Below are 12,617 nucleotides of genomic sequence, written 5' to 3' on the forward strand. Positions count from 1 at the left end.
GAGAGGAGAAATATGAATAAACTTTCAAAGCTCGCGTTCATTGCAGCTACCGCAGTTATGGCTGCATCCGCCATGGCGCAATCGGTGCCGGCGTCGCGACAAGCCACGAACGACAACTGGGTGAATGGTACCGGCGAATACGTGTGGATGAACGGCACGAACGAGCTTTGCTGGCGCGATGCATTCTGGACGCCGGCAACGGCCAACGCTAAGTGCGATGGCGCCCTGGTTGCCCAGGCTCCGACCCCGCCGGCTCCGGTCGCACCTGCACCGGCTATTACGAGCCAAAAGATTACGTATCAAGCTGACGCTCTGTTCGACTTCGACAAGGCCATCCTGAAGCCGGCTGGCAAGGAAAAGCTGGACGATCTGGCATCGAAGGTCGGCTCGCTGAACCTGGAAGTCATCGTCGCAACGGGTTACACGGACCGTATCGGTTCGGACAAGTACAACGACCGCCTGTCGCTGCGCCGTGCTCAAGCTGTGAAGTCGTACCTCGTGAGCAAGGGCATCGAATCCAACCGTATCTATACGGAAGGCAAGGGCAAGCGCAACCCGGTCACGACCGGTTGCAACCAGAAGAACCACAAGCAACTCGTCGCTTGCCTCGCACCGGATCGTCGCGTGGAAGTCGAAGTTGTCGGTACTTCGAAGCAGTAAGCTACAAATTACCGCAGCATCAAAGCCCCGCTTCGGCGGGGCTTTTTTTATGCCGCTGCCGCGGGCGCCGCTCGCTTTCTCCTCCGAGTACGCGCCCGATCTGCCGGAACACGACGCGCCAACCGCCGCGCGGCATTTTGCCGCCCCGTCGCTCGGCCTATATACTCAGGGTTTATCCTCGAGCGCCCGCTCAACGCTCTCATCGAGGCAGCTTCCGCTATGACCAACGCCGATCCCCACGAACTGCAGAAATTTAGCGATCTCGCACATCGTTGGTGGGACCCGAACGCCGAATTCAAACCGCTGCATGAACTCAATCCGATTCGCCTAAGCTGGATCGACGCGCACGCGCATCTCGCCGGCAAAACCGTCCTGGATATCGGTTGCGGCGGAGGCATTCTGTCGGAGTCGATGGCGGGATTGGGGGCGCACGTGAAGGGAATCGACCTGTCGAGCCAGGCGCTCGGTGTCGCGGATCTTCACAGCCTTGAAAGCGGCGTAACCGTTAGTTACGAAGAAATCGCCGCTGAAGCGCTGGCCACCCGCGAACCGGGCACTTACGACGTCGTCACCTGCATGGAAATGCTCGAACACGTGCCCGAACCGGCTGCCGTTGTCGAGGCATGCAAAACCTTGGTGAAACCGGGCGGCTGGGTATTCTTCTCCACGCTGAATCGCAATGTGAAGTCGTATCTGTTCGCGGTGATCGGCGCTGAATACATCGCGCGAATGTTACCCAAGGGCACGCACGACTACGGGCGCTTCATTCGTCCGTCGGAATTGGCGAGCTTCGTGCGCGCCGCCGGCCTGCGCACGGTTGACATCAAAGGTATCGTTTATAACCCGCTCAGCAAGCATTTCACGCTGTCCGCTGACACGAGCGTGAACTACATGCTCGCCTGTCGCCGCGACGTCTGATCTGCCCCGACCTGCCCCGGACTCAATCCAATCAATGAGCGATCCCACACCCCTCCCCCAACGCGAAGACAACGACAACGCACTCGGTCTTTGCCTCGCTATCCTGTTCGACCTCGATGGGACGCTGGCCGACACCGCGCCCGACCTGGCGGCGGCTGTCAACAAAATGCGCCACGATCGCGGCCTCGAGATGGTGCCGCTGGAAGACCTGCGGCCGCTCGCGTCCGCGGGCGCGCGCGGGCTGATCGGCGGAGCCTTCGGCATCGGCCCTGACAACCACGAGTTCGCGTCGATGCGCGAGGAGTTTCTCGCCAACTACGAAGCCGACTTGTGCATCGAGACCACGCTGTTTCCCGGCATCCCTGAATTGCTCGACGATCTCGACGCACGGGGCGTGCGCTGGGGCATCGTGACAAATAAGGTGGCAAGGCTTACCGAGCCGCTGATCGCGCAACTCGGCCTCGAGGAGCGCGCGGGTTGCGTGGTGAGCGGCGACACGACGCCACATTCGAAGCCGCACCCCGCGCCCTTGTTGCACGCCGCGCGCGAGCTGGATATGGTGCCGGAACGCATGGTCTACGTCGGCGATGACCTGCGCGATGTGCAGGCGGGTTTCGCGGCCGGCATGAAGACCATTGCGGCCGCCTACGGTTACTGCGGCAACGACATTCCGCCGACGCAATGGCACGCGCAGCATGTCGTGCATTCGCCCGCAGAATTGCTGAAGCTGCTGCGCGACATCGGCTGAGCAGCGAGCTGCATACAGCGAACACCGCAGACACGGCGCACGCAACGCGTTACGGCGTCTTACCGCTTCGCCGCCACCGTACCGCAGCGCGACGAGACGGCAAGACAACACGGCAATCAGCCAGGACGCGGCCGTCAAACTATTGTAAAATCTACGCTGGCCCATAAGTATTGGGCAACGAACCGCGGGGGCGACCTGGTTTCGACAGGGGTTGCGAAGCGGCTAGGGCATACCGAGGACCCGTCACCTCGTTAATCAATGGGAAAAACGTAACTGCAAACGACGAAACGTTCGCACTGGCAGCCTAAGGGCCGCCGTCCTCTGCCTAGTTCACTGACGGGCTAGAGTCGCAAGACCGGTAGCAATACCGACAGAGGTCATATACGTCAGTTAAGCCTTGGCGGCGTCACGACGCCCGGGTCGAAAACCTAGTGAATCGCCGTCACGCAGCGTGTTCGTCCGCGTCGTGGTGGTTAAATCAAATGACAGAACTAAGTATGTAGAACTAGTCGTAGAGTGCTTCTGGACGCGGGTTCGATTCCCGCCGCCTCCACCATTTTTCTAAGCAAAACCCCGCAAATTCAAAGACTTGTGGGGTTTTGCTTTTTCTGGCCCATCAATTAGCCCATCATCGAGCAACGTTTCACGGCTGGCCGGTGAGTTCTCTAGCCGCTTGAGAGCCGTCGCGCGTTCGCCACAGTCCGCTAGAATCCGGCTGTGTCCGGTGCGCGCAAGTTGGCCTGCTGCTGCAACCTCGTCAGCGCTCCGGCAAGTCTTCGGGAGGCAAGGTGAACGATCCGTACGCGTACCAGGAAATCAATCCACTGTGGAGTCTGGTCGATCCGGTCAGCGTGGAAGACGCTGCGGCGCTGATCGCTGGGTTTGACCCGCACTCCATCGATTCCACCCGCCAGTTTTTCAGGAGCCGCGAAACCAGCCTGACCGACAGTACCGGTATCACATGGGTGCATACGGCACAGACGGCGCTTGAGAACGCCGTGATGGCCGGACACCTGAAGGCAACGATACGCCGCCCGGCCTGGGAACGGGGGTGGGACGAAGAGCCGGACGAGGGTGAAGCGTATGCGCAGAAAGTCACGATAAGAGACGACGACGCAGCCCAGGCCTGGGGCATTGCTGAACCTCACGCCGTCAGGTTGCGGTCGATTATCTATCGTGTCGCACCTGACTGGAAGCTGACCACCGTGACTGTTGACGATGTTCGCAAGTGGCTCGCGTCGCGCGGCGTCAGAACGGGATTTTTCTTTCCCGGTGCGACGGATGCGCCGGACTACCTGAACCTCAAACACCCCCGCTACGCTCCCCGGCTAGCCGCTGCTGTCAATGCCTGGCTGTCTGTCACAGAAGGCAGCGGCAAGAGTGTAAAGGACGCGATCAAGAAGTGGTTGCGCGAACACGCGGCAGAGTTCCGCCTGACCAACGACGACGGCAACCCGAACGAGACGGGTATCGATGAAGTCGCCAAGGTTGCAAACTGGCAGGGGGCAGGCGGTGCGCCGAAGACCCCCGGCAATAACCCACCCACCCCCTGAATCCTTGCGCCTATTGGGTTTGCGCGCATCGTTCACTGGAACCCACCCACCCCTTCAGCGCAAACCTACCTACCCCCCGGCGCTTTTTCCGGGGTGGGTTTTCTGAACCCACCCGGCTATTCGGGACCGGCTCACGACAATCTAATACGGCCATGCCGCGCCAGTCCGGCGCGCACTTTCTTACCGAAGGTGAGTCATGGCCGATCAAACCATCCCCATCCTGATTGCGCGCCGCCGCGTGAGTGAGATCACCGGCATGGAACGTAGCGCCCTGTATGAGCGCATCGCACGCGGCGAATTCCCCAAGCCGATCCAGATTGGCAGTGCGGCGGTTCGCTGGATCGAGGCTGAAGTCGTGGCCTGGGTCCAGCAGCAGATTGACGCAAGCCGCGCACAGCAACCGGCGAAAGGTAGCCGCAGTGGTCGCGCCTGAACCGGGCAGCAGCGCGCCGCCTGACGACGCGGAAGCACTCGCCGCCGCGCGTGCCGGATTCTGGGCGCGCTGGCGGCGCGAACTGCCCTCCTATGCAGAAGCACGCGGTCAGCTCGCACGCACCAAGCGGGCCACTGTTCAGCCAGAAGTGAAACCGTACACAAGCGGGCCGTCACCATGTCTGGACGGCCCGCGCCGCCAGCAGGCCGAATCGTTGCGTGTATGGATCGAGCGGCACATCGCGAAGGAACTGGATCGCTGCGAGCGCTGCATGACGCCCGATGAATGGCGCGAGCATCGCGATTGGATCGAGGAACACGCGCGCGGCTGTCTGTGGGAAGCGCTCGCCCGTTACGCGGCGAAAGGGAAGGTATGAGAAGCGAACGCGAAGTGGAAGCTGATCTGTTGCGCGCCGCCGAACTGATCGAGATAAGCGAAGCGCGCCGCGAACAGATGGAACGTGCCGCGCAGCGCGCCGCCCAGGGCGCGCCGAAGGCGACCGCGCAGCCCCTGGAAATGAAGGCGAACCATCACGCAACGGAGGGCGGCGCCCGCGCCGGACAGTTAGCGGTCCTGCTTCAGTGCGCGGCGGACGTGAAGCCGCAGCCCATTACGTGGTTATGGCCGGACTGGCTCCCGGCGGGCAAGCTGACGGTCCTGGCAGGCGCAGCGGGCACCGGCAAGACCACGCTTGCGCTTGCGCTTGCGCTCGCGCTCGCTGCTGTTGTCACGCGCGGCGGACAATGGCCGGACGGGACCGCATGCGCACACCCTGGCCAGGTGCTGATCTGGAGCAGTGAGGACGATCCCGCCGATACGTTGGTGCCACGCCTGATGGCGAGCGGCGCGGACCTGAACAACGTGCATTTCGTCGGTAGCGTGGCGAAGTCGGACGGCGAGCTTGTGCCGTTCGATCCGGCCCGCGACATGCCGCTTCTGAGCGAGCGTATGGCGGGCATGGGCGGCGTTCGCCTGCTGGTTGTTGATCCGGTTCTGAGTGCCGTTGGTGGTGACGCGCATCGAGCCAATGACGTGCGCCGCGATCTGCAACCGCTGGTTGATCTGGCAGCGCGTCACGGCTGCGCGGTAATCGGCATCTCGCATTTTTCCAAGGGTTCGAAAGGCAATGCGCCGGTCGAGCGTGTGATCGGCTCCCAGGCGTTCGGCGCGCTCGCGCGCATGGTGCTGGTCACGGCGAAGGAGGAAGGCACGGAGCGCCGGATTCTGGCCCGCGCAAAGTCCAATATCGCGCCTGACGATGGCGGGTTCGCCTATGCGCTGGAACGGGTCGAGGTCCAGTCGGGTATCCGCGCGAATGCCGTTATCTGGGGTGAACGCATCGACGGCAGCGCACGCGCTATCCTAGGCGAGGTCGAGCAGGACGACGACGAACGCAAGACGCTGCGCGACGAGGCGCGCGAGTTTCTGGCAGGTTTGCTGACCGATGGTCCGATGGACGCGAGCCGCATCAAGCGGGATGCCGACGGCGCGGGCTATAGCTGGTCTACGATGTTTCGTGCTGCCCGCGAGCTTGATGTCGAAAAAGACAAGTCAGGCATGAAAGGCGGCTGGCGGTGGGCGTTGCCGAAGATTTCAGGCTGCGAAGATTTCACGAAGATTTCCGAACTCTCTGACGTGAAATCTTCGGGGGTGCGTGAAATCTTCGGTAGCGGCGTGGGTTTGCGGTCTGCCCCTTTGGGCACTTCGCCCGAAGATTTCAGCGCGAGGGAGTTGGAATCTTCGGCGCGCGATGAGTCGCCCGCCGAAGACCGCCCACAGGACCGCGAAGACCGCCAAGCAAATTTACGTGGCGGTCTTCGGGAGGCGTGGCGGTCTTCGACAGCCACGCGGGTTTGCGGTCTGCCCCTTTCACCTGATTCGAGGCCAGATTGCGAAGACCGCCACGCTAACCGAGTTGGCGGTCTTCGGGATGAAGACGGCGACGAGCGCGTAAAGGATTCGGTATGAGTGCCGCTGATATCGTGGAGCGCGCCGCCGCCCTGGGTGTCGTTCTCCGGCTCGAAGACGAGCGGATTGGCATCGAGGGACCGGCGCGCGGTGTCGCCACCATCAAGCCGGAGCTTGCCGCGCGCAAGCCCGAGGTGATGGCGTATCTGCTGGAACAGCGGCAAGACGTGAAAACTCCTGCCGCTGGCAATCCGCCAGCCGGTGAAGCGGCCAACGACCCGCCAGCTGCGCCTGACGGTTTCGCCGGGGCGCTGGTGGACCCGGACGGCGGCGCGTACCTGCCGTGGGGGCCGTACCTTTCGCCAGCGGATGTGCAGCGCATGAGAGGCGTACTGTTCGACATGATTGACGAGCTTTGCCGTTTCGAGGGATGGTCGGATGAGCGGCGGCACGACACGATGACGCGCGCCCTACGCGGCCCGCTGTCGGACCTGTGGCCGAACATCGAATACTTCGGCGGGAAGGTCCGCGAATGCCGCGCCGAAGCCGAAGCGCGGGCGTTGCTGGCGGCGCGTTCGTGGCGTTATGAGGGGCGCTGAGATGGCAACCAGGCGACCGGTAAAGGCGGCGAAGCAGGCGGCAAACCCGCCGACCGCGAAGGGCAACCCGGACAGGCTGGAAATCACAGACCCACGCTTTGTAGACCCGGTAAAGCGCGGCGCGATGCTCGCATCGAGTCCGCTTGTGCGCGGTGCGGTCGCGAGCCTCAAATACAGCGAAGTGATTTTTGGCGCGGATACGGACCTGACCGCTTATCTGGCCGAACTGCGTGCGCGGGCGGACGCGGTGCAGCGTGGCAGGATGAAAGGGCTTGAAACGATGCTTGTAACGCAGGCGAACACGCTCGACATGATGTTTAACCATCTGGCCCGCAAGGCAGCGTTCAGCGAGTACCTGAACCAGATGCAGGCGCATCTTTCGCTGGCATTGAAAGCGCAGGCGCAGTGCCGCGCGACGGTCGAGGCAATCGCGGAAATCAGGAACCCGCGCCCAGTCGCATTCGTGAAGCAGGCCAACATTGCGAACGGGCCGCAGCAGGTCAACAACGGCAGCGCGCCGCCCCAATCTCGCGCGCACGCGGAAGAATCCACGAAGCCGACGAACGAACTACTAACGGACGATCATGGGACGACGCTGGACAGAGGAACAGAAGGCCAGGCAGGCCGAGGCAATCCGGCGCTGGAAACCGTGGGAAAGCGCAACGGGGCCGCGCACCGAGGCGGGTAAGGCTTTATCCGCCAGCAATGCAACGCTACACGGCATGGCGTCTGTCCGCTGGCGGGCCGACCTGCGCGAACTGAACGCACTGCTGCGCGAGTGCAAAAGGCGGCTCGCGCGCTGAATCTTCCGGTCGGAAAAAAGTGTAGTCGCGTTTCAGACGCGGCAATTTCCAAAGTGACGGGTTGCCGCCGTCGCGGGAGCTTCGAGGCGGCGCGGCTCCGTCCGGAGGACGTTTGCATTACGGCACCTTCGCTCCATCAATAACAGGATCAACATATTGCGGGCACTGATGAAGCACAGTGCGCGCCTAGGATACACGTTGTTTGATAACGCCAGTAAGTAAAGAATCTTTACCTACACCGCGCTTCATTCCGCCAGTGAACCGGACGGAAGCCGAAGCGGAGATGCTCGCCACGCAGGAACGTGGCGGTGCCAACATTGCAACGGTGTCGCACGACACGACACCGTTTGCGAAGCCGACAACGCTCGCAGACCTTGGGCTCACGCGTGGGCAAACGCAACGGGACCAGTGACTGAGGAAGGCAAGGCCGCTTCTTCCCGCAACGCGCAAAAGCACGGCCTGTATTCGGCGCAGTGGCGCGACGAACGGCGGCGCGTGAATGAACTGCTGCGCGAGTGCCGCCAGCGGCTGGAAAAGCCATAGATCGGCGGCGCGGGTCCTTCCCCCGAGCATGCGCAATGCGGGCGCGAAGAGGCGCGGATATCGAGTAGCTAATACCTGAGAAAGGCGTTCGCATGGCACAAGGGTTCGCATCTGTCAGAGGCCGAAACCTTCCGGCGCAGACCGGTTGCGGGTGCGGACGATGCGAACCCTGGTGCGAAGTGTCCCAGGATAAATGCGCACTTTGAGGACATTTTGCGAACTGGAACGGCAGGAATAACTAGGAGGGGCGTCCCCCTGGTTTCCGGGAGCGGCGGCCGTCCGTCGCAGAAAGAAACTGCGGACGGCACGGGCCATAGTTCCACGCGCAAGCGGGCCGCACCGCCAGTGCGCTATACTTTAAACGTCATGGAAACACCGTGATACCGGATTGGCGTCCGGGCACGATACAGGCGGGCAACCGCCGACCGGCGGTTTTTTTACGCCCGCATCAAGCGCCCTTATGGTCGGGCCTTGGTGAGGGAGCGCTTGCGCTCGCCGGTTTCCTGTATCGCCGGTACGCCAACCTTGCCTTGTGCCCGGCCACCCCGATTGGCGTCGGGGGCGTCGGGTTCATCAACCCGATACAGGAGGCTTCAACCGTGCACCACGTGTCCGCTTACCCTGAGCAATCGCAATCGCCCGTTCCATCCCATACTATCGACACGCTACGCGCCGCCAAATTCGCCGCCCAGGAACGTCTGGACGATGCGCGTCGCAAGCTGTCGAGTGCGCAATCAGAATTCCAGAAGGCGAGCAAAGCCGAGCGCGCCGCCGTGCTCGCTTTGATCGAAGCGTGTGACAACGCAATGGAGGCGCATCATGGCTGATTTCTCATGCGCTTCTCCGCAGCAGGACGCCACGACGCCTGACACTGCTGTTATCCGCGTCGATCAACTGCACGCGCTGGCGGGGCTGTTGAGTCTGGAAGAAGTCGCGGAGCAGTTCTCCGATCTTTCAACCGTTGCCCAGGTTTCCATTTTTGGTCTGTTCGAGGATGCGCTCGCCGACATACGCGCCGTATTGACGCAAACGGTGGCTATGCGTGAATGACATGCTGTGCGGATTTTGCACCTTGGGGCGGCGGATACGTGTCACGGCGCGCCGCCTGACACATTGACAGCCGGGAAAGACCGACATGAAAACCGACCTCGCAAGGGTCGGTTTTTTCGTTGATCCACGCGAGCCGACAGCCCAGTCTTTTGCTCCAAAAAAAAGCGGCGCATATCCCAAAAACATAGGTGTCCTGCAATCTGCTAGGTTTACCCCGCGCCGGGAACGGCCGCTCGATGTTCGATGCGGCCAACCTTATATGTGGGCATGCGCCGCAAACGAACGTTGCGGGGCGTGGTGAAAACGAAGCCAACAACGAGCAAGTTTCATGCAAAAGTGCGATAACCCAAGGTGTCCGATTTGCTACCCGAACTGGAAAGAAGAAGAGGCTGCCGCAAGAAAGCGGGCGGAAGATGACAAGCAGGACTGCATTGACTGCTGGCGCTTCTATCAGAAGGAGGCCGAAGCCATTGTATCCGTTGACGATCCGATTGCCCGCAACCGCCGCATCAATGCGGCGTATGCGCAACTCTGGTGGGATGACCGACGTTTCCAGTGGGCCGGACTCGCAGCGTTCGCGTCAAAGCAGGTAGGTTGTGGACTGCTTAACGCATCTGAAATGATCGGCAAATCGGCCTCGGACACCGTTGCCAATTTGCGCAAGGTAGCGAGTGTTGGTCCGGCCGGATGGATGACGGCTTACGGGGCACAGTCAGCGGCGGGTGCCGCGACCGTCGAAAGCGGTGCCAAGGTCTATCGGATGCTTGCCAAGGGAAACATGTCGCTGTTTCTCGACGTTTGGCCGCTGCATATGTTCTACAAGAAATTTGGATTGCAGCGCTTTGAAAGATGTCTTGAGGAACGCGCACAATTGCGCGGCTCGGTTGTCTGGCCGATTACGGATCGAGTGCCATTCGGCAAACCGACGGAGCAAATACGGCAAGCATTCAGAGCAATTGATGCGGGGAACATTGAGCGGGGCGTTGAAGCACTGGCGCAGCACGAACAACTCAATATCCTGCAACCAGCCATGTACGACGATCCGGAATTCTCGCTGCTGATGCGCGCCAACCAGTTCGCATGGGCGCTGAATATCCCAACTGGCTCAGCACGCGAGATCCAACTCGCACTGGCAAATCAGTGCACTGTGTCAGGGGCGAACGCACAAAAAAGTGAACTATTTAGCAAGCAGCCTCTCGCGAATCTTGCCGATCCGCAACAGCGGATGGCATTTGTTTTGCGCGCCGCGCAGCGTTTCAACCAGCTACTGCATCATCCGACAGACAAATACGACGTTGAAAACTCCCTCTATCTAATCGCGCATCCGAGGTAATCATGCAGCGTCGGAATATCAGACGGCTCGGGTATCTGTCATGCGCATTGATCGGCTGCGCAATCGCATGGGGTATCTACGCGATGGCAAAGCCCGTTGATGAGGTGGTTCTTACGCTTGGTGAACCTTATGAACAGGTACGCAAGCAATCACGCTCAACGCTTCCTCCGGTTGAACCCGGCGCATTTTGGGCAGGCTATATCAATCGTCCGGCAAAATTTCGATTTACTGATTCTCGGTATCAGTTTGTGACGCCCGCAGCAAAATTTCTCACGGTCGGATATGACGAGCGTGGCAATGTTTTGTCGGTTACGCTTTCCCCGCAGGTTGAAACGTTGCCACTCGATCAGGCGGTGGCGGTCATGCTTGAATTGCAGGACCAATTGCGGCGGCACGGCTGGCATCCCATACGCGCTCGCCGCTTTCCACCGATCGACAGTACCCCTGCAATGATCGAAAGCATCCGGCGCGGGGACGATCCGCAGACCTTCTGGCAGGCTGCTGGCAAGTATCAGGTAGCGCTCGACATTCGCCGGTTCATTCACGAAAACCGGCCAAAAGACGAGCGCTATCTGATTACGCTACAACTGAGCGGCCCGCCGCTGATGGAAGACCATCTCGACGACAATTGAACGGATGTGCTGGCGGGCAATTCCGCCAGCATCTGCTTTCGACTCACGCTGCGGCATTCACCCCAGCAAAGAACGGACATGCGCCGCCCACGCTTCCATCAACGGTCGCCGCTGTTCTAGCAGGTCGGTGCGGTGGTAGGCAGCTTCAACCTTATTTACCACGGTATGCGCGAGCGCCCGCTCTGCAAGGTCGCGGGCGTAACTGCCGTGTGCGAACATTAGGCGCGGACTGTTTCAGGTGACAGCAGGACGACGCTTTCGTGTGGGCATCGTCTGAGCAGGCGTGCAGCGAGTGCAATTGGCAGATTTTAAAGAGAAACAATATGTTAGAGCATACATGCGGCAACAACGGCTCCGACCGAGCCTTGATCGAAAGGGCGCGAGCTTTTGCGCTGGGTGCGCACGCTGCGCTAAACCAGCGTCGCAAATACACGGACGAGCCTTATTCGGTGCATCTGGCGGAAGTGGCGGAGTTGGTGTCGAGGGCTAAGGATGTAACTGCGGAGATGGTTGCCGTTGCCTGGCTGCACGATACGGTTGAGGACACCGCCATTCCGCTGACGTTGATCGAGACGGAGTTCGGTAAACGCGTCGGGCGGCTCGTCGGCGAACTGACCGCGATATCGACACCTGATGGCGGCGACCGGGCCGCACGCAAGGCAAGGGACCGGGCGCATACGGCGCAGGCATCGGCAACTGCGCAGACGATCAAGGCGGCTGATCTCCTATCGAACCTGCGCACGGTAGAGGACCGCGATCCGCAGTTCGCCGCAATCTACATGCGCGAGAAGCGTCTGTTGCTCGACGTACTGACGCAAGCGGACGAATGCCTGCGAAATGACGTGCGAGCAATCATTGACGATTACTTCACCCGGCAGGGAACCGACGAACTGGCCTGATCGATTACTGCCGTCAGGCATGGCCCAACGAGTGGGTCTACGTAAATGCACTATGTTCAGAACTGAAAAAAAGCAGTACACGCAGCTCGTCTGCTTTCGCTGCAACCGGTGTGACGCGCCAATTACACGTGCTTTGATGATCGCAGACACGTCGCAGTACACCACGCGCGGTGGTGAATCATGGAAATTTGGTGAGCCCTGCTTTCCTGCGGGCTTCGCCATACGGGAGCGCGGCGACGTGTGGAAAGCCTACGCGGGTTGCTGGCTTGTACAGGAGGATGACGTGATCGGGTTGAGTGTCACGCACCACGTTGACCGGACAAATGGCTGCTGCGGTATGACGGGCTGGCGCGGTCCCAATCTCATATGCCGGTGTGGCGAACACGTGGCAAGCGCTGAAACCGATTGCACCGTGCCGAACTTCGTCGCATTGAACAAAGACCAGGTATACCCGGTCAGGTTGCGTCTGAGCGCTGCACAGGTCGAAAATGAAGCAGCTCGCGAACCTGATAGCAATGATAGCTTTTGATAGCAGGTT

General features: G+C 60.8%; 16 protein-coding genes and 1 other RNA gene. All 17 read left to right on the plus strand.

What is annotated here, in order from left to right; translation table 11 throughout:
* Positions 1 to 12 precede the first annotated feature (12 nt).
* The 17 genes from ompA to KHO31_RS04260 all read left to right on the plus strand — a co-directional run bounded on the left by ompA (position 13) and on the right by KHO31_RS04260 (position 12,608).
* Positions 13 to 660: an outer membrane protein OmpA gene (ompA, locus tag KHO31_RS04180; RefSeq protein WP_054037229.1), complete on the plus strand. Its 648-nt coding sequence runs from the start codon at positions 13 to 15 to the stop codon at positions 658 to 660.
* A 219-nt stretch (positions 661 to 879) separates the two neighbouring features.
* Entirely contained in the window at positions 880 to 1,578 is a 699-nt protein-coding gene (gene ubiG, locus KHO31_RS04185; protein ID WP_201070350.1) for a bifunctional 2-polyprenyl-6-hydroxyphenol methylase/3-demethylubiquinol 3-O-methyltransferase UbiG, read from the plus strand.
* A gap of 34 nt (positions 1,579 to 1,612) precedes the next feature.
* On the plus strand, positions 1,613 to 2,326 hold the full coding sequence (locus KHO31_RS04190) for an HAD-IA family hydrolase (RefSeq protein WP_201070353.1): 714 nt from the start codon (positions 1,613 to 1,615) through the stop codon (positions 2,324 to 2,326).
* Positions 2,327 to 2,512: 186 nt separating this feature from the next.
* Positions 2,513 to 2,882: a transfer-messenger RNA gene (gene ssrA, locus KHO31_RS04195) on the plus strand.
* Between the two features lie 232 nt (positions 2,883 to 3,114).
* The gene (locus tag KHO31_RS04200) at positions 3,115 to 3,879 is read left to right on the plus strand and encodes a hypothetical protein (protein WP_201084692.1); all 765 of its coding nucleotides are present in this window, start codon (positions 3,115 to 3,117) and stop codon (positions 3,877 to 3,879) included.
* A gap of 196 nt (positions 3,880 to 4,075) precedes the next feature.
* Positions 4,076 to 4,312, plus strand: coding sequence for a helix-turn-helix transcriptional regulator (locus KHO31_RS04205; RefSeq protein WP_201084693.1), 237 nt, complete (start codon positions 4,076 to 4,078; stop codon positions 4,310 to 4,312).
* A complete protein-coding gene (locus KHO31_RS04210) occupies positions 4,299 to 4,688 on the plus strand; it encodes a hypothetical protein (protein WP_201084694.1) in 390 nt (129 codons plus the stop codon). The genes KHO31_RS04205 and KHO31_RS04210 overlap by 14 nt, the downstream gene beginning before the upstream one ends.
* Positions 4,685 to 6,280, plus strand: a complete 1,596-nt coding sequence (locus KHO31_RS04215; protein ID WP_201084695.1) for an AAA family ATPase — start codon at positions 4,685 to 4,687, stop codon at positions 6,278 to 6,280. The genes KHO31_RS04210 and KHO31_RS04215 overlap by 4 nt, the downstream gene beginning before the upstream one ends.
* A complete protein-coding gene (locus tag KHO31_RS04220) occupies positions 6,277 to 6,819 on the plus strand; it encodes a hypothetical protein (protein ID WP_201084696.1) in 543 nt (180 codons plus the stop codon). Before KHO31_RS04215 ends, KHO31_RS04220 begins: the two co-directional genes overlap by 4 nt.
* A 1-nt stretch (position 6,820) precedes the next feature.
* Positions 6,821 to 7,507: a hypothetical protein gene (locus tag KHO31_RS04225; protein WP_236071082.1), complete on the plus strand. Its 687-nt coding sequence runs from the start codon at positions 6,821 to 6,823 to the stop codon at positions 7,505 to 7,507.
* Positions 7,508 to 7,878: 371 nt separating this feature from the next.
* On the plus strand, positions 7,879 to 8,034 hold the full coding sequence (locus KHO31_RS04230) for a hypothetical protein (RefSeq protein WP_201084697.1): 156 nt from the start codon (positions 7,879 to 7,881) through the stop codon (positions 8,032 to 8,034).
* Positions 8,035 to 8,764: 730 nt separating this feature from the next.
* Positions 8,765 to 8,992 carry a hypothetical protein gene (locus tag KHO31_RS04235; protein WP_201070378.1) on the plus strand — a complete coding sequence of 76 codons (228 nt, stop codon included), beginning with the start codon at positions 8,765 to 8,767 and terminating at the stop codon, positions 8,990 to 8,992.
* Positions 8,985 to 9,215, plus strand: a complete 231-nt coding sequence (locus KHO31_RS04240; RefSeq protein ID WP_201070381.1) for a hypothetical protein — start codon at positions 8,985 to 8,987, stop codon at positions 9,213 to 9,215. Before KHO31_RS04235 ends, KHO31_RS04240 begins: the two co-directional genes overlap by 8 nt.
* A 328-nt stretch (positions 9,216 to 9,543) precedes the next feature.
* On the plus strand, positions 9,544 to 10,548 hold the full coding sequence (locus tag KHO31_RS04245) for a DUF2515 family protein (RefSeq protein ID WP_201070384.1): 1,005 nt from the start codon (positions 9,544 to 9,546) through the stop codon (positions 10,546 to 10,548).
* Between the two features lie 2 nt (positions 10,549 to 10,550).
* Positions 10,551 to 11,180, plus strand: coding sequence for a flagellar biosynthesis sigma factor (locus tag KHO31_RS04250; RefSeq protein WP_201070386.1), 630 nt, complete (start codon positions 10,551 to 10,553; stop codon positions 11,178 to 11,180).
* A gap of 260 nt (positions 11,181 to 11,440) precedes the next feature.
* Complete coding sequence (locus tag KHO31_RS04255) at positions 11,441 to 12,079, plus strand: HD domain-containing protein (protein WP_201070388.1); 639 nt, start codon at positions 11,441 to 11,443, stop codon at positions 12,077 to 12,079.
* 52 nt (positions 12,080 to 12,131) lie between these two features.
* Positions 12,132 to 12,608 (plus strand): hypothetical protein, encoded by a 477-nt coding sequence (locus KHO31_RS04260; protein ID WP_201070390.1) that lies wholly within the window; start codon positions 12,132 to 12,134, stop codon positions 12,606 to 12,608.
* Positions 12,609 to 12,617 lie beyond the last annotated feature (9 nt).

Origin of the sequence: Paraburkholderia domus (genome assembly GCF_905220705.1) — a bacterium.
Taxonomy (GTDB): Bacteria; Pseudomonadota; Gammaproteobacteria; order Burkholderiales; family Burkholderiaceae; genus Paraburkholderia; species Paraburkholderia domus.